The organism is Haemophilus sp. SZY H36, from assembly GCF_018829625.1.
GTDB lineage: Bacteria > Pseudomonadota > Gammaproteobacteria > Enterobacterales > Pasteurellaceae > Haemophilus > Haemophilus haemolyticus_K.
In genome coordinates this window covers 370,318-387,399 of sequence record NZ_JAHKKA010000001.1, presented here as the reverse complement: position 1 = coordinate 387,399, position 17,082 = coordinate 370,318, and the positions used below count along the sequence as shown (strand labels likewise).

Genomic DNA, 17,082 nt, shown 5'->3' with positions numbered 1-17,082 from the left:
CGAAAAGTGCGGTCATATTTTTGACCGCACTTTAAGTTAGTTTCTTATACAAATTTTCTCAAATTCATAGAAGAATTTCGGAAATGTTTTGCTTGTACACTTAGGATCAAGTATTGAGACTGATGTATTTGAAAGTGCAATTAACGAAAAGCACATTGCCATGCGGTGATCGTTATAAGTCTCAATATCAGCATGTTTAAACTGATTGAATGCAAGCGGTTGAATACGAATAAAATCTTCACCTTCTTCGACTTCTGCACCAATTTTACGTAGCTCAGTTGCCATTGCTGTTAATCGATCAGTTTCTTTTACGCGCCAGTTATAAATATTTCTAATGACGGTTTCGCTGTTGGCAAAAAGAGCAGTGGTTGCGATCGTCATTGCAGCATCAGGAATATGGTTCATATCCATATCAATACCGTGTAATTCATTATGTTCGGCTTGAATAAAGTCCTCTCCCCAAGTGATTTTGGCCCCCATTTTTTCTAATACATCAGCAAATAAACGATCGCCTTGAATTGAGTTTTTGCCAATTCCCGTTACTTTTACTTTTCCTTTAATGGCGCCAGCTGCGAGAAAGTAAGAGGCTGATGAGGCATCACCCTCTACTAAATATTTACCAGGTGAAATATAGGACTGATTGCATTTTACGTGGAACTTTTGATAATCATGATTTTCAACATGAACACCAAAATCTTTCATCATTGAAAGGGTGATGTCAATATAAGGTTTAGAGACTAATTCACCGATAATTTCAATTTCTGTATCATTTTCTGCAAGTGGAGCAGACATTAAAAGTGCGGTCAGAAATTGGGATGAAATAGAACCATCAATTTTGAGTTTTCCCCCTTTTATCCCACTGTTACGAATTGCGAGCGGAGGATAACCTTCATTTTCTAAGTAGCGAATCTCTGCACCTGCTTGGTGTAATGCATCTACTAAATGTAGAATTGGCCGTTCTTTCATACGAGGTTCACCTGTTAAGATGATTTCCCCCGTTTTTTGCCCCTTTAAACAAAGCGCGGCTGTTAAGGGACGCATTGCGGTTCCTGCATTGCCAAGGAAAAGAGAAAGTCCATTTTGAATATTAAATGAACCTCCTAAGCCTTCAATTTCGCAAATTGTTTTATCATCAGAAAGTTGATATTTCACGCCCAAGGAGCTGAATGCATTAAGCATATGGCGAATATCATCGCTATCTAATAAATTGGCTACTTTTGTTGTGCCTTTAGCTAAGACAGCCAAAAGTAATGCTCGGTTTGATAAACTTTTAGAACCTGGTAAATTAATTGTTCCTTCAACCGCAGTTATTGGAGAAAGGGTGATTTTTTCCATTACAGCACCACCGTTTTATTTTTATAAACAAAAATTTTATCGTGTAAAGCAAGATCAAGTGCGCGACTTAACACGGTTTTTTCTACATCACGACCAGCACGCATCATCGCTTCTGCGCTATAAGTATGATCCACATTAATGACATTTTGCATAATGATTGGGCCTTGATCCAATTCATTATTAATGAAATGTGCTGTTGCACCGATAATTTTTACACCTCGTTCATAGGCTTGTTGATAAGGTTTTGCGCCAATGAAAGCAGGTAAAAATGAATGGTGGATATTAATCACTCGATTTGGATAACGAGCAACAAATTCGGGATTTAGTACACGCATATATTTAGCGAGAACAATATAATCTGGCGTATATTCATCAATTTTTTCAGCTAATAATTTGTCGTGCTCAATACGAGTTAAGCCTTCATGACTAACTAAATGAAATGGAATATTGAAGCGCTCAACGAGCTCGCGTAAATTATCATGGTTGCCGATTACGGCTGCAATTTCTACATCAAGCGCACCATAATAATTTTTCATTAAAATATCGCCGAGACAGTGAGCTTCCTTTGTGACTAAAATAACAATTCGTTTACGTTTTGCACCAATTAATCGACAATGTGTTCCTTCGGGTAAGCTATATTTTAGATCTTCTAATAAAGTAGCTTCGTTAAAAATACCTTCCAATTCTGTGCGCATAAAGAAATGTTTGGTTTCAAAATCTACAAATTCATTATTATGCAGAATATTTAGTTGATATTTGTAACAAATGTTAGTTATTTTAGCTATTAGGCCTTTATCATCGGGACAATCGGTGAGTAATATTTTTTTTTCGATCATAATGTTGTGTGCTACGTTTAGATAAAAAAATAGAACCCATAAAAATGGGTTCTAGTTTCAAATAGAAAAATTAAATTTCGAAATCAGATAATGATTTACCTGAATTTAATGCATTTTGAATTGGGCGAGGTGTTCGGCCTTGGCCAGTCCATGTTTTACGCTCGCCATTTTCATCAATAAAGGCATATTTTGCAGGGCGGGGTGCACGTTTAACTCTAGGAGCAACAGATGACACATTAAAAATAGCTTGGAATTCTTCAGCCGTTATACCATCTTGTTCCATTAATTCTTTATATTTTGTAATACGCTCTTTGCGTTCTGCTTCAGACTTAATCAATTCCTCTTCAGCAATACGTTTTTCTTCAATTACAGTTTGTAGCTTTTCAAGCGCGCTTTCTGCTTGTTCTAAAGTGAGTTCACGTACAGCAACACGCAAACTGCGTAGATTCATTAATCCTTTTGTTAATTCATTCATTATAAACCTCATAGTAAAAATCAATGTTTGTTAATTTAAAATTGGCACTATTAATAATAGAGAAAGTTAAAAAATTTGTAAATACTGAATTTATATAAATATATTAAAATTAAATTATGTTAATATTTTGTTTTAAAATTAAGGTGTATTTATCTAAATTTATTATAAAAATAATATTATTTTTGTTGGCAATGCAAGATTTTTAAGGTAATCTTGTTAGACACTACAAAAGTAGAGGTGCAATTATTATAAGTATTTTTTCTGAGTGGATAACGATGAAGAAAAAAGAAAGGAATGATTGCCGAAATTAGTTGAAAGTCATTTCAGCTAGTTGGTGGCGTACTTGAAAGGGGCGTCACTGTCATAGTTTTTTTGATTAACTATGGAGCGCTACGGTTGTTCTGGTCTTATTCTGTCCTTTGCTTTCCGTTCTCTCCATTAATTGTAGGTATCTCTTAATGGAACTTATCGATTTTTCATCCTCAGTTTGGTCAATCATCCCAGCTTTACTGGCGATTGTCTTGGCGATTGCAACTCGTCGTGTATTAGTGTCTCTCAGTGCAGGGATTATTGTTGGTGCGTTAATGTTAGGTGGCTGGAATATTGGCCCCTCTTTCAGTTATCTATCAAGCAACGTGATTTCACTTGTTTATGCTGATGGTGCAATTAACTCTAATATGAACATTGTCTTGTTCTTATTATTGCTTGGTGTTTTAACCGCACTTTTAACTGTATCAGGTAGTAATCGTGCGTTTGCTGAATGGGCACAAAGCCGTATTAAAGGTCGTCGTGGTGCTAAATTATTAGCTGCATCATTAGTTTTTGTTACTTTTATTGACGATTATTTCCACAGTCTTGCTGTAGGCGCAATTGCTCGTCCGGTGACAGATCGTTTTAAAGTTTCTCGTGCTAAGCTTGCTTATATTTTGGATTCAACGGCAGCACCTATGTGTGTAATGATGCCTGTTTCAAGTTGGGGCGCATACATTATTACTTTAGTAGGCGGTTTATTAGCGACTTATTCGATCACGGAGTACACACCAATTGGCGCATTCGTGGCAATGAGTTCAATGAACTTCTATGCAATTTTCTCAATTATTATGGTGTTCTTTGTAGCATATTTTTCTTTCGATATTGCTTCAATGGCACGCCATGAAAAATTAGCTTTGGAAAATTCTGAAGATGAATTAGAAGAAGAAACGGGTGCAAAAGGTCACGTACGTAATCTCGTATTACCTATCTTAGTTTTAATTTTTTCAACGGTTACAATGATGATTTACACTGGTGCATCAGCATTAGCAGCGGATGGTAAAGAATTTAGCATTTTAGGTGCATTTGAAAATACTGTTGTTGGAACTTCTTTAGTTGTGGGTGGTACTTGCTCAATTCTAGTTTCTACTTTATTAATTATTATTGATCGTCAAGTAAGTGTTCCAGAATATGCATGCTCTTGGATTGCAGGTATTAAATCAATGGCTGGTGCCATTGCGATTTTATTCTTTGCGTGGACAATTAATAAAGTCGTTGGGGATATGCAAACTGGTAAATATTTATCTTCTCTTGTTTCTGGTAATATCCCAATGCAATTCTTACCTGTAATTTTATTTATTCTTGGTTCTGCAATGGCATTCTCAACTGGTACGAGCTGGGGGACATTTGGTATTATGTTACCAATTGCAGCGGCTATGGCTGCAAATGCCGCGCCAGAATTATTACTCCCTTGTTTATCAGCGGTAATGGCGGGAGCGGTATGTGGTGACCACTGTTCGCCAGTATCGGATACAACGATTTTGTCTTCAACCGGTGCAAAATGTAACCATATGGATCATGTGACTACCCAGCTTCCTTATGCCGCGACAGTTGCAATTGCCACGGCTATCGGTTATATCGTGGTCGGTTTTACTTATTCAGGCTTAGCTGGTTTTGTTGCGACAGCGGTTTCATTATTTTTAATCGTATTTGCAGTGAAAAAACGTTAAAAATGTGATCTAGTTCAAAAAACTGAATAAAAAATTAAATTTTGCTTAATTTATAAAATGCGACATATAGTCGCATTTTTTTTATTTAAAATTATTATTTTTTTATAATAATCTGAAATTTAGTGATTATTTAATTTTTTATTCTGTTTAAATGCTGTTTTTAGCTGTTATGTACACTAGACAAAAACTTTTTGCTTAGTATGATGTAAATAATTGATACAAAGCATGAGCACTTTTGAAAAGTGCAGTTCGTTTTAGGAGTAAAAGATGAAGAAGTTATCTGGCGCAGAGATGGTCGTTCAATCTTTACGCGATGAAGGCGTAGAGTATTTATTTGGTTATCCTGGTGGAGCGGTATTAGATATTTATGATGCAATCCATACACTAGGTGGTATTGAACATATTTTAGTTCGCCATGAACAAGCGGCTGTTCACATGGCGGATGGCTATGCACGTTCAACAGGTAAGGTGGGATGTGTGTTAGTAACATCTGGCCCTGGAGCTACAAATGCAATCACTGGTATTTTAACGGCTTATACCGATTCTGTGCCTATGGTCATTATTTCTGGTCAGGTAATGAGTAATTTAATTGGTAGAGATGCATTCCAAGAATGTGATATGGTGGGGATTTCTCGCCCAGTTGTAAAACATAGTTTTATTGTGAAAAAAGCAGAAGATATTCCAGCGATACTAAAAAAAGCTTTTTATATCGCGTCAACCGGTCGCCCAGGCCCTGTTGTTGTAGATATTCCAAAGGATACAGTAAATCCTAATTTTAAATATCCGTATGAATATCCAAAATCTGTCGAGTTACGCTCTTATAATCCCACAGTAAATGGACATAAAGGCCAAATTAAAAAAGCATTAAAAGCACTTTTAGTGGCGAAAAAACCTGTGCTTTTCGTGGGTGGAGGGGCAATTTCAGCGGAGTGTAGTGAAGAATTAACAATTTTAGCACATCGTTTAAATTTACCTGTAACAGCCTCTCTAATGGGATTAGGCGCGTATCCAAGCACAGATAAACAATTCCTAGGCATGTTAGGGATGCATGGTACTTTCGAAGCTAATACGGCAATGCACGAAAGTGATCTTATTTTGGGGGTTGGTGTACGTTTTGATGATCGTACAACAAATAACTTAGAAAAATATTGCCCAAATGCTAAAGTGATTCATATTGATATTGATCCAACCTCGATTTCTAAAAATGTCCCAGCAGCAATTCCAATTGTCGGAAATGCGAAAAATGTATTGGAAGAATTTTTGAGTTTATTGAATGAAGAGGGATTGAAATCTCAAACGGATCTTGAAAGTTGGTGGCAAGAAATCAACCAATGGAAAGCAAAAAAATGTTTGGAATTTGACCGCACTTCTGGCGTGATTAAACCGCAACAAGTCATGGAAGCGGTATATCATCTTACTAAAGGACGGGCATATGTGGCTTCTGATGTAGGGCAACATCAAATGTTTGCAGCGTTACATTATCCATTTGATGAGCCTCGTCATTGGATTAACTCAGGTGGCGCGGGCACCATGGGATTTGGTTTACCCGCTGCATTAGGCGTGAAATTGGCTCATCCGGAAGCAACGATTGTTTGCGTTACTGGCGATGGAAGTATTCAAATGAATATTCAAGAGCTTTCTACTGCAACTCAGTATGGCATCCCTGTTGTTATTATTTGTTTGAACAATCATTTCTTAGGAATGGTAAAACAATGGCAAGATTTGATTTATTCTGGCCGCCACTCGCAAACCTATATGAATTCCTTGCCTGATTTTGTGAAATTGGCTGAATCCTATGGTCATGTCGGTATAAAAATTGCGACACCAGATGAACTTGAAAGTAAATTGCAAGAAGCATTCAGTATTAAAAATAAATTAGTATTTGTAGATATTAATGTAGATGAATCTGAGCATGTGTATCCAATGCAAATTCGTGGTGGCGCAATGAATGAAATGATTTTAAGTAAACCTCAAGAGGAGACAAACTAATGCGTAGAATTTTATCTGTTTTACTCGAAAATGAGTCTGGTGCTTTATCTCGTGTTGTTGGTTTATTCTCCCAACGTGCCTTTAATATAGAAAGTTTGACAGTTGCACCAACGGACGATCCTACATTGTCTCGTATGACGATAGAAGCTGTGGGAGATGAGCAGGTTTTAGAGCAAATCGAAAAGCAACTTCATAAATTAGTTGATGTATTTAAAGTGATTAATTTGAGTGAGCAAGAGCATGTAGAACGTGAAATAGTTTTGGTTAAAGTAAGAGCGGTCGGTTCATCTCGTGATGAGATCAAACGTTTAGCGGATATTTTCCGTGGGCAGATTGTAGATGTGACGCCAAAATCTTATACCGTTCAACTTAGCGGTACAAAAGATAAAATTGATGCTTTTATTAATGCATTAAAAGAGGAAGCAACATTGCTTGAAATAGTTCGTTCAGGATTAATTAGTTTATCTCGTGGTGAAAAGAATATCTTATAGTAGTAGGTAAAAATAAGGGGGGATAATATCCCCCTTTTTTGATTGAAAGCTTATTTGTTCGCTAAAATGACCGCTCTTTTCGGTGCTTGATAACCTTCAATGGTTTTACTGTGATCATTTGGATCTAAGAAATCAATCAGGCTTTCATTTTCCAACCAATCAGTTTTACGCTGTTCTTCTAATGTAGTTGTCGCTACATCCACACAACGTACGTTGGTAAAGCCAACTTTTTCTAGCCAGTTAATTAGTGCGGCGACAGAGGGGATAAAATAAACATTTTTCATTTTCGCATAGCGATCTGCTGGTACGAGCACAGTATATACATCGCCATCCACCACTAACGTTTCTAATACCAATTCACCACCTTTTACTAATTGATTTTTCAACAGGCTTAAATGATCTAATGGGGATTTACGATGATAGAGTACGCCCATTGAAAATACAGTATCAAATGCCGCTAATGGTTGCATTTGCTCAATACCAAGCGGGATAAGATTTGCTCGACGATCATTATTAAGCAGCTTGCGTACAGCTTCAAATTGGCAAAGGAAAAGTTCGGTAGGATCAATCCCGACGACCATTTTTGCGCCTTCTCCTACCATTCTCCACATATGGTAACCGCTGCCACAGCCCACATCTAAAATAGTGCGGCCTTGCAGTGGAGCTAAATGAGGAAGAACACGATCCCATTTAAAATCTGAACGCCATTCACAATCTACATGAATGCCGAAAAGATGATAAGGCCCCTTTCGCCACGGCATTAATTGTTTTAAATGATGGATAATTCGTTGTTTTTCACCTTCTGAAAGGGGAGAAGTGCGGTCAGATTTCACCGCACTTTTGAGATCGATTTCATCAGCATATAAATCAGGTAGGAAATCAACAATTTTGCTCCATTTCGCATAATCGCCATGAGTTTGAGTTTCCCATTCTTTCAATTGGCGCGGTAAGGTCTCTAACCAGTCTGATAAATTTGTAGTCGCAATTTGTTGATAAAAAGGGCGAAAGTCGATCATTTTGCTTCCTTATAGGCCTTTTCTGCTTTGTCAAAGGTATCTAGAACATTTTGTTCCGGTTTGCTAGACAGCAAGGAGACAACAATAATTGCAAGGCTACCGAAAGCAAAACCAGGGATCATTTCATATACTTTAAACCAATCGGTATCAGCTGGCACAACTTCTTTCCAAGCAAATACTGTCACCGCGCCTACAAGCATACCTGCCATCGCGCCCGATGATGTCATTCGTTTCCAGAAAAGAGAGAAAAGTACAACGGGGCCAAATGCACTACCAAAACCAGCCCAAGCGAATTCGACAAGTTTTAATACTTTGCTGTTTTCATCTTGTGCGATCCAGATAGCAAGTGCGGCAATAACTAACACCATAATTCTTCCAAGCCATACGAGCTCTTTTTCAGATGCGTTAGGGCGAATGAAACCTTTGTAGAAATCTTCTGTGATTGAGCTAGAAGAAATTAACAATTGCGCACTTAATGTACTCATTACTGCAGCTAAAATAGCTGAAAGTAATATACCCGCGATCCAAGGATTAAACAAAAGTTTAGCGAGTTCAATAAACACTTGTTCCGGTTCATTATTGACTGTGCCTGCAATGTTTGGATTGGCAAAGAAATAAGGAATCGCGAAGAAACCAATACCAATTGCACCACCTAAGCAAAGCACCATCCATGTCATACTAATGCGGCGAGCTTTGATAAGTGATTTGACAGAATAAGCTGCCATAAAACGCGCTAAAATATGTGGCTGCCCAAAATACCCCAATCCCCAAGCAGCAAGGCTTAATAGACCAAGTGGCGTAGTGGCAGTAAATAAATCTGTAAAATCTTTATTGGCAGCTGCTTCAGCTTGCGCTAATACTGCGGAAAATTGAGCAGTATCACCAATACTTAATAACACAAAAATAGGCGTTAAAAGTAGTGCAAAAATCATAAGGGTTGCTTGAATGGTATCCGTCCAACTTACCGCTAAAAAACCACCGATAAAAGTATAAAGAATGGTAGCTAATGCGCCATACCAAAGTGCGGTGGAATATTCGACTGAAAATAAATTTTGGAATAATTTTGCACCTGCAACTACACCCGAAGCACAATAAATAGTAAAAAATACTAAAATAATGGTGGCAGAAACAAGTTTTAATAATTTGTGTGATGAACCAAAACGATTGTGAAAATATTCTGGGAGAGTGAGCGCATTATTATTTAATTCTGTATAAACACGCAAACGACCAGCCACTAAAAGCCAGTTAAAATAAGCCCCGATAGTTAAACCAATAGCAATCCAGCCTTCAACTAAGCCTGATAAATATACCGCACCAGGCAAGCCCATTAAAAGCCAACCAGACATATCTGAAGCACCAGCTGACATTGCGGTGACAAAGCTGCCTAAACGACGTCCACCGAGAATGTAATCTGATAAATTATTCGTATAATAATAGGCGAGTACGCCAATCAGCAACATCCCGAAAATATAAATAGTAAAAGTAACAAGAGTTGGGTCGAATCCAAACATTTAATAAGTCCAAAATGGGTTAAAAATTTCAGAAAGGGTGCATTTTACCTTATTTCGGGCTATTATTCTATTTAGACTGAATATTTGATGAAATTTAAGAAATTAGGAATATAAAATGGATGCTGTAGAGTTATTGATGAACGTAACTCCTAACGAAACACGCATTGCGCTAGTAGAAACAGGAATGTTGCGCGAAGTGCATATTGAACGCCAAGCCAAACGAGGAATTGTCGGAAATATTTATAAAGGTCGTGTGACTCGAGTGTTGCCTGGAATGCAGTCTGCGTTTGTTGACATTGGTTTGGAAAAAGCAGCTTTTTTGCACGCTGCCGATATTGTATCTCATACTGAATGCGTAGATGAAAGCGAACAAAAGCAATTTAAAGTTAAGAGCATTTCGGAATTAGTACGCGAAGGGCAGGATATTGTTGTACAAGTGGTAAAAGATCCGCTAGGTACAAAAGGCGCACGTTTAACAACAGACATCACATTGCCATCGCGTCATCTTGTTTTTATGCCAGAAAATAGCCACGTAGGCGTTTCACAACGCATTGAAAGCGAAGAGGAACGTGCCCGTTTAAAAGCATTAGTTGAACCTTTTTGTGATGAACTCGGCGGTTTCATTATTCGCACCGCAACAGAAGGGGCAAGCGAAGAAGAATTACGTCAAGATGCTGAATTTTTAAAACGCTTATGGCGTAAAGTCTTAGAGCGTAAATCTAAATATCCAACCAAATCAAAAATTTACGGCGAGCCAGCGCTTCCACAACGTATTTTGCGTGATTTTATCGGCACGAACTTAGAAAAAATTCGTATCGACTCTAAACTTTGCTTTGGCGAAGTGAAAGAGTTTACCGATGAATTTATGCCTGAATTAAGCGATAAACTTGTTCTTTATTCTGGCAATCAACCTATCTTTGATGTGTATGGGGTTGAAAGTGCGATCCAAACAGCCTTAGATAAACGTGTTAATCTCAAATCGGGTGGCTATTTAATTATCGAGCAAACAGAAGCCATGACCACCATTGATATTAATACAGGCGCATTTGTGGGGCATCGTAATCTAGAAGAAACCATCTTCAATACTAATATTGAAGCAACAAAAGCTATCGCGCAGCAATTACAACTACGTAATCTTGGTGGCATAATCATTATTGATTTTATTGATATGCAAACAGATGAACATCGCAATCGAGTACTAGAATCTTTATGTGATGCGCTTTCGAAAGATCGTGTGAAAACCAATGTGAATGGCTTTACGCAATTAGGTCTTGTAGAAATGACTCGTAAGAGAACTCGTGAAAGCCTTGAGCATGTGTTATGCGATGAATGCCCAACTTGCCATGGCCGAGGTCGTGTGAAAACCGTTGAGACAGTTTGTTACGAAATTATGCGTGAAATTATTCGGGTGTATCATTTATTCAGTAGTGAACAATTTGTTGTTTATGCCTCGCCAGCGGTTTCCGAATATCTTATTAACGAAGAATCTCACGGTTTGCTGCCAGAAGTGGAAATGTTTATTGGCAAACGAGTAAAAGTAAAAACAGAACAGTTTTATAACCAAGAACAGTTTGATGTGGTGGTGATGTAAACTCCGTTTCAACAAAGTACGGTGAAAAATTTTTGAGATTTTCACCGCACTTTTAAAAGTATCTTTTTACATTTTTTCTTTTGTCATTTTCATTTTTTTATTTGATTTCATCTTTTTATCAGATTTCATGCCCATTTCATCAGACTTCATCATATTGTCAGATTTCATCATGTGGTCAGAGTGCATTTTCATATCATCTGATTCCATCATTTTTTTCATTGGGGTATTCATCATCGGTTCTGATTTCATTGGCATGGCATCAGGTTTCATTTCTTCTGCATAAACGGTTGTTACACCAAATAACATAGCCATACCTAAGATTGCACTTTTGAATGTAATATTTTTCATTTTAAATTTCCTTGTTTAAGTGGTAAAAATAGTATTGAAAGAAATAGTTTCTTTCATGCTATTAGACGAAAAACTCTTCCATTTCTTACAAAAAATTTTAAAGGAATTAAAATGAATGCTATTTCTGATATGGAGCTCCAACAAATTCGTACGCAGATGCTGAAATTTGCAACGTTACAGTTGCATCACGCCGATCTTGCTGAGGATTTAGTACAAGAAGCATTTTTAAGTGCATTTAACAATCTCGCGAATTTTAAACATCAAGCGGCTTTTAAAACTTGGGTTTTTGCTATTCTAAAAAATAAAATTATTGATTACCTTCGCCAGAAAGGACGCTTTGTATTAGAAAGTGAAATTGAAGATGAACAGTCAACTAATACATTTTTTGATGATACAGGCCATTGGAAAATAGAATATTATCCGAGCGAATTACAGGGTGAAGAGGAAACGGTGTATTCTGATGAGTTTTGGTTGATTTTCGAAACTTGCCTGACTTGTTTACCCGCTAAACATGCCAAAATTTTTATGATGAGAGAGTTTTTAGAATTGTCATCGGATGAAATTTGTCAAGAAACTCAGCTTACCACCTCCAACTTGCATACTACACTTTATCGGGCTCGTTTGCAGTTGCAAAATTGTCTATCAAAAAAACTTTAGGAGAAAATTATGCGTTGTATTCAAGCTACTCGAATAATTTCTGATTCTCATGAGCGACCATTAGAACTGCAAGAAAAAATGGGTTTAAAAATGCATTTGTTAACTTGCCCTCATTGCCGTCGTTTTCAACGAAATTGCAAAACCTTAAGTATGATGATGAAGAAATTTAAAGATTCACATTAGGAATTTTGACAGAGTGAAAAACACCGTTACTTTTCACCGCACTTTATTGAGCCAGTTATAAGCTAATCGTACTAAATTTAATATTCTTATAAATAAAGTGTTTATTTCTTCATTTTAGCCAATAAACTTACCGCTCCCACAATTACAACTGCGCCGAACCAAAAATAGAGGTTAGGCGTATGATGCCAAAAGAGCCAGTCGAATACGCTAGAGAAAATGACACCAGTGAAAGCAAAAGGGGTAATAACGTTGGCTGGCGCATATCTGAAAGCGCGCGTGAGCAATAATTGGAAAATCAATCCAAATCCGCCCACCAATAGCAATAAACCAAGCTCGTATAAATTAGGGATTTTCCATTGATGGATAAAGAAGATTGGTAGCATGAGTGTGCCAATCAGATGAAAATAAAATACGATATTTTTTGGTGTGTTGTATTTGTTTAATTCTTGTAAGCCAATAAATGCCATTCCTGCCAATACAGCACCAGATAATCCAATCAGTACATAAATAGGATCAACATCGCCATTGTGATTGGTGAGTAAAATAATGGAAACGCCAAGAAAACCGATTAAGCTACACAAAAGCACATTAAGCGGTGTTTTTTGATGGAAAAAGAGCAATAAAATCGGGATAAATAGGGCAGAGGTATTCATCAATAAGACAGCGATGGAAAGCGGTAAGAACTTCACGACATAAAAGTTAATCAACATGCTCGATACACCCGCGGCATTCCGCAGGATTAAAAATTTCCATTGACGGGTATCTACTTTAAAGTCGCGATCTTTAATTACAAAAGGTAGTAAGAAAAGCAAGCCGATTAAAAAGCGTGAAAATAAGGTTTCACTTGCAGGGATTGTTTGAGAAGCGGTTTTGACAAATACATTCATCAAGGTAATGGAAAAGTACGCTGATACCATAAAACTAATCGCTTTGTGATAAAGCGAAGGAGTGGAATATGATTGCATATAGATCCTTTTTTACCTTAGAAAAGAGGGCGAAACAGTGTTTTTTAGCTCTTTATTATTGGTTATAACAATGGATTTTCATAAATTTCTTAAAAAATTTTACAAAAATCTGTAAGAAATCAGATTGTCCGCCGTCTAACCTTATGTAACGTTAATTTTCACATCATAAGGAAAAACAATGAAACTATCAAAAACATTTCTATTTATTACCGCACTTTGCTGTGCAACACCAACTTTAGCGATACAAAGTTCAACATCATCTGGAGAACAAAAAATGGCAATGGAAAATACACAAAACATTCGAGAAATTTATCTTGCTGGTGGCTGTTTCTGGGGTATGGAAGCATATATGGAGCGTATTCACGGTGTGAAAGATGCGATTTCTGGCTATGCCAATGGTAATACGGAGAAAACTAGTTATCAGATGATTGGCGTAACCGATCATGCAGAAACGGTAAAAGTCACTTACGATGCAAATAAAATTTCACTCGATAAATTATTACAATATTATTTTAAAGTGATTGATCCAACCAGCGTAAATAAACAAGGCAACGATCGTGGCAGACAATATCGCACAGGGATTTATTATCAAGATGGGGCAGATAAAGCGGTGATCGAACAAGCGCTCGCTCAGCTTCAAACCAAATATAAAAAACCAGTACAAATTGAGGTTCAACCGCTTAAAAATTATATCGTAGCGGAAGAATATCATCAGGATTATTTGAAGAAAAATCCAAATGGCTATTGTCATATTGATATTACCAAAGCTGATGAACCCGTGATTGACGAGAAAGATTATCCGAAACCGAGTGATGCAGAACTCAAAGCGAAATTGACACCGTTGCAATATTCCGTTACTCAAAATAAACATACTGAACGCTCTTTCAGTAACGAATATTGGGATAACTTCCAACCTGGTATTTATGTTGATGTCACCACAGGAGAGCCTGTATTCTCTTCAAATGATAAATTTGAATCAGGTTGTGGCTGGCCAAGTTTTACGAAACCAATAGCGAAAGAGGTGGTGCATTATCAAACGGATAATAGTTTTAATATGCAACGTACCGAAGTGTTAAGTCGTGCGGGCAATGCCCATTTGGGTCACGTATTTGATGACGGCCCGAAAGATAAAGGCGGTTTGCGTTATTGCATTAACAGCGCATCAATTAAATTTATTCCGTTAGCCGAAATGGAAAAGGCAGGATACGGATATTTGATTCAATCAATTAAAAAATAAGGAGATGCAGGATGTTAGATCAACAACTCCTTATTGGAACTGTATTTTTAGCTGGGCTTGCTTCTTTTCTTTCGCCTTGTATTTTCCCCATTATCCCAATTTATTTTGGTATTTTGAGTAAAGGTGGCAAAAAAGTTCTGAATACTTTTTTATTTATTTTAGGGCTTTCCCTTACATTTGTAAGTTTAGGCTTTAGTTTTGGCTTTTTAGGGAATATTTTATTTAGTAACACCACTCGCATTATCGCAGGCATTATCGTGATTATTTTGGGTATTCATCAACTTGGCATTTTCAAAATTGGTTTGTTGGAACGTACGAAATTGGTGGAAATCAAAACATCAGGAAAATCGACCGCCCTTGAGGCATTTGTGCTTGGTTTAACGTTTAGTCTTGGTTGGACACCTTGTATTGGCCCGATTCTGGCTTCCGTATTAGCGTTATCAGGCGATGAAGGCTCTGCACTTTACGGTGCATCAATGATGGTTGTTTATGTTCTTGGTTTAGCAACGCCTTTTGTATTGTTTTCGTTCTTCTCAGACAGCTTGCTCAAACGTGCCAAAGGGTTAAATAAACACTTAGACAAATTTAAAATCGGTGGCGGAATTTTAATTATCGTGATGGGCATTTTATTGATTACGAATAATTTTTCGTAAAACATAACCTCAACAAAAGAAATCTATGAAAGGAAAAAAGCAATGAAAAAACTACTATCAATATTTCTAATGGCATTCAGCCTAAACGCTTTCGCACAAACTAATTTGGCGGATGTGCAACTTAAAGATTTAAACAATCAGCCAGTTACTTTAAGCCAATATAAAGGCAAACCGGTGTATGTAAAAATGTGGGCATCTTGGTGCCCAATTTGCTTGGCAGGATTAGCTGAAATTGATGATTTAAGTGCGGAAAAAGATCGCAATTTTGAAGTGATTACCATTGTTTCGCCCGATCACAAAGGCGAAAAAGGCACTGCTGATTTTATTGAGTGGTACAAAGGGCTAGAATATAAAAATATTAAAGTCTTGCTAGATGAAAATGGTGATATTATTGATCGTGTTCATGTTCGAGGTTATCCGTTTAATCTATTTTTAGATGCTGATTTAAATGTGAAGAAAACTGTGCCAGGGCATTTAGGCGCAGAGCAAATAAGCAAGTTTATTGAGAAATAAAGCAAAAAGTGGCTGGGAATTAAATTTAACCAGCCACTTTTTTATTTTGATCAGAATTTAGTCTTCTTTCATTGGGTATTTGGTAGATTGATGAAAATTATATATTATAAATAGCATTTATATCGTTTGAATAGTTGTTAAATTTGCTTTTAAAGAGCAGATAAAAGCAGTATTTGTGAAGGAAACAATGGAAGAAATAATTAACGGGCTACTCATTGTGCTTGTGCCGATGGTGCTGGGTTATTTAGTCAAAATACAAAATCAAAATGCGTTGGCATTCATTAATAAAATTGTGATGTTATTGCTTTACATCATTTTATTCATGATGGGGTTTATGCTTGGGCAGTTAGAGCATTTAGAACAAAAATTGCCAATTATTGGTATGACTGCTTTAGGGCTATCGGCTATTATTTTGACTTGTAATATCGTAGGCTTGGCTATTTATGATCGCACGTTGCCTAAGCCTGTTAATTATTTACAGGGAGAATTGCCATCTCGTTGGCATTCGTTAATCGACTCAATTAAATTATTAAGTGCGGTAATTATTGGCATCGTTTTAGGTTGGTTGTGCAATGATTGGTTGCATTTCCCAAATGGTTCTAATCTTTACGTGCTTATTGCGTTGATCTTTTTTGTTGGGATTCAGCTTCGCAATAATGGTATTTCCTTGAAAGAAGTCCTTCTAAATAAGCAAGGTTTAATGATGGGCGCAATTTTTACCCTAAGTTCTTTAATTGGTGGTGTTATTTCGTCATTTTTTCTAAGTATGCCGATTACTCAAGGTTTAGCCTTTTCATCTGGATTTGGTTGGTATTCTTTATCAAGCGTCGTGCTGACAAATGCTTGGGGGCCGATGCAGGGCAGTATTGCTTTTTTCAATGATTTATCGCGTGAAATATTGAGTTTATTTTTGATTCCATTGTTTATGCAACATTATCGCTCTACAGCTATTGGAATTACAGGCGCAACGGCATTAGATTGTACATTACCCATTATTCAAAAATCAGGCGGAATTGAAGTAACGCCTATCGCAATTTCTTTTGGTATGGTGACAAATTTATTACCACCGTTGTTATTAGTCTTTTTCTCGAGTTTTCCTATTTAAAAGCTTAAAAAACTTGATTTTGATAAAAAAACCGTGACCAACTTCACAAATCTGAAAATATGTATTTGCATAACTGATCGGATTTCTTTATTCTGAAACCACTAAAAACAAGTGCTATCTTAAATAGCCGACATCTATTTTGCTTTCCGAGTAGTGCCCCATTGGGGCACTTTTTTTATTCTATAAATAAGCATAAAA

The 17,082-nt window shown here is 36.9% G+C and carries 17 protein-coding genes and 1 riboswitch; of the genes, 10 read left to right on the top strand and 7 right to left on the bottom strand.

What is annotated here, in order from left to right:
• Positions 1 to 36: 36 nt before the first annotated feature.
• The 3 genes from aroA to KP713_RS01645 form a co-directional block, all read right to left on the bottom strand.
• Positions 37 to 1,335 (bottom strand): 3-phosphoshikimate 1-carboxyvinyltransferase, encoded by a 1,299-nt coding sequence (gene aroA / locus KP713_RS01655; RefSeq protein WP_215769663.1) that lies wholly within the window; start codon positions 1,333 to 1,335, stop codon positions 37 to 39.
• Positions 1,335 to 2,171 carry a formyltetrahydrofolate deformylase gene (gene purU / locus KP713_RS01650; protein WP_215769662.1) on the bottom strand — a complete coding sequence of 279 codons (837 nt, stop codon included), beginning with the start codon at positions 2,169 to 2,171 and terminating at the stop codon, positions 1,335 to 1,337. Before purU ends, aroA begins: the two co-directional genes overlap by 1 nt.
• A gap of 70 nt (positions 2,172 to 2,241) precedes the next feature.
• Positions 2,242 to 2,646, bottom strand: a complete 405-nt coding sequence (locus tag KP713_RS01645; RefSeq protein WP_215769661.1) for an H-NS family histone-like protein — start codon at positions 2,644 to 2,646, stop codon at positions 2,242 to 2,244.
• A gap of 224 nt (positions 2,647 to 2,870) precedes the next feature.
• A riboswitch (Lysine riboswitch) is annotated at positions 2,871 to 3,047 on the top strand.
• Between the two features lie 57 nt (positions 3,048 to 3,104).
• On the opposite strand from KP713_RS01645, the gene KP713_RS01640 reads away from it, so the two are divergent.
• The 3 genes from KP713_RS01640 to ilvN all read left to right on the top strand — a co-directional run bounded on the left by KP713_RS01640 (position 3,105) and on the right by ilvN (position 7,105).
• Positions 3,105 to 4,625 carry a Na+/H+ antiporter NhaC family protein gene (locus tag KP713_RS01640; RefSeq protein WP_215769660.1) on the top strand — a complete coding sequence of 507 codons (1,521 nt, stop codon included), beginning with the start codon at positions 3,105 to 3,107 and terminating at the stop codon, positions 4,623 to 4,625.
• Positions 4,626 to 4,892: 267 nt separating this feature from the next.
• Positions 4,893 to 6,614, top strand: coding sequence for an acetolactate synthase 3 large subunit (locus KP713_RS01635; RefSeq protein ID WP_215769659.1), 1,722 nt, complete (start codon positions 4,893 to 4,895; stop codon positions 6,612 to 6,614).
• Complete coding sequence (gene ilvN / locus KP713_RS01630; RefSeq protein ID WP_048952595.1) at positions 6,614 to 7,105, top strand: acetolactate synthase small subunit; 492 nt, start codon at positions 6,614 to 6,616, stop codon at positions 7,103 to 7,105. The genes KP713_RS01635 and ilvN overlap by 1 nt, the downstream gene beginning before the upstream one ends.
• Before the next feature lie 50 nt (positions 7,106 to 7,155).
• Here the strand turns inward: ilvN and cmoB are convergent, their stop codons facing one another.
• Together cmoB and putP are read right to left on the bottom strand one after the other, a co-directional pair.
• Positions 7,156 to 8,121 carry a tRNA 5-methoxyuridine(34)/uridine 5-oxyacetic acid(34) synthase CmoB gene (gene cmoB, locus KP713_RS01625; RefSeq protein WP_215769658.1) on the bottom strand — a complete coding sequence of 322 codons (966 nt, stop codon included), beginning with the start codon at positions 8,119 to 8,121 and terminating at the stop codon, positions 7,156 to 7,158.
• On the bottom strand, positions 8,118 to 9,632 hold the full coding sequence (gene putP / locus KP713_RS01620; RefSeq protein WP_140527621.1) for a sodium/proline symporter PutP: 1,515 nt from the start codon (positions 9,630 to 9,632) through the stop codon (positions 8,118 to 8,120). The genes cmoB and putP overlap by 4 nt, the downstream gene beginning before the upstream one ends.
• A 115-nt stretch (positions 9,633 to 9,747) precedes the next feature.
• On the opposite strand from putP, the gene rng reads away from it, so the two are divergent.
• Positions 9,748 to 11,223, top strand: coding sequence for a ribonuclease G (gene rng / locus KP713_RS01615; protein ID WP_215769657.1), 1,476 nt, complete (start codon positions 9,748 to 9,750; stop codon positions 11,221 to 11,223).
• A gap of 66 nt (positions 11,224 to 11,289) precedes the next feature.
• On the opposite strand, the gene KP713_RS01610 is transcribed toward rng, so the two are convergent.
• Positions 11,290 to 11,571 carry a hypothetical protein gene (locus KP713_RS01610; protein WP_215769656.1) on the bottom strand — a complete coding sequence of 94 codons (282 nt, stop codon included), beginning with the start codon at positions 11,569 to 11,571 and terminating at the stop codon, positions 11,290 to 11,292.
• 111 nt (positions 11,572 to 11,682) lie between these two features.
• Between KP713_RS01610 and KP713_RS01605 the strand changes: the two genes are divergently transcribed.
• Both KP713_RS01605 and KP713_RS01600 read left to right on the top strand, forming a co-directional pair.
• The gene (locus KP713_RS01605; protein ID WP_215769655.1) at positions 11,683 to 12,228 is read left to right on the top strand and encodes a sigma-70 family RNA polymerase sigma factor; all 546 of its coding nucleotides are present in this window, start codon (positions 11,683 to 11,685) and stop codon (positions 12,226 to 12,228) included.
• 9 nt (positions 12,229 to 12,237) lie between these two features.
• Entirely contained in the window at positions 12,238 to 12,411 is a 174-nt protein-coding gene (locus KP713_RS01600) for a zf-HC2 domain-containing protein (RefSeq protein WP_005636028.1), read from the top strand.
• Positions 12,412 to 12,512: 101 nt separating this feature from the next.
• On the opposite strand, the gene KP713_RS01595 is transcribed toward KP713_RS01600, so the two are convergent.
• A complete protein-coding gene (locus tag KP713_RS01595) occupies positions 12,513 to 13,376 on the bottom strand; it encodes a DMT family transporter (protein WP_215769654.1) in 864 nt (287 codons plus the stop codon).
• Positions 13,377 to 13,554: 178 nt separating this feature from the next.
• Between KP713_RS01595 and msrAB the strand changes: the two genes are divergently transcribed.
• The 4 genes from msrAB to KP713_RS01575 all read left to right on the top strand — a co-directional run bounded on the left by msrAB (position 13,555) and on the right by KP713_RS01575 (position 16,884).
• A complete protein-coding gene (gene msrAB, locus KP713_RS01590; RefSeq protein ID WP_215769653.1) occupies positions 13,555 to 14,613 on the top strand; it encodes a bifunctional peptide-methionine (S)-S-oxide reductase MsrA/peptide-methionine (R)-S-oxide reductase MsrB in 1,059 nt (352 codons plus the stop codon).
• A gap of 11 nt (positions 14,614 to 14,624) precedes the next feature.
• A complete protein-coding gene (locus KP713_RS01585) occupies positions 14,625 to 15,266 on the top strand; it encodes a cytochrome c biogenesis protein CcdA (RefSeq protein WP_140527628.1) in 642 nt (213 codons plus the stop codon).
• A gap of 42 nt (positions 15,267 to 15,308) precedes the next feature.
• Positions 15,309 to 15,779 (top strand): redoxin family protein, encoded by a 471-nt coding sequence (locus KP713_RS01580; protein WP_046949857.1) that lies wholly within the window; start codon positions 15,309 to 15,311, stop codon positions 15,777 to 15,779.
• 187 nt (positions 15,780 to 15,966) lie between these two features.
• On the top strand, positions 15,967 to 16,884 hold the full coding sequence (locus tag KP713_RS01575) for a LysO family transporter (RefSeq protein ID WP_181154036.1): 918 nt from the start codon (positions 15,967 to 15,969) through the stop codon (positions 16,882 to 16,884).
• Positions 16,885 to 17,082 lie beyond the last annotated feature (198 nt).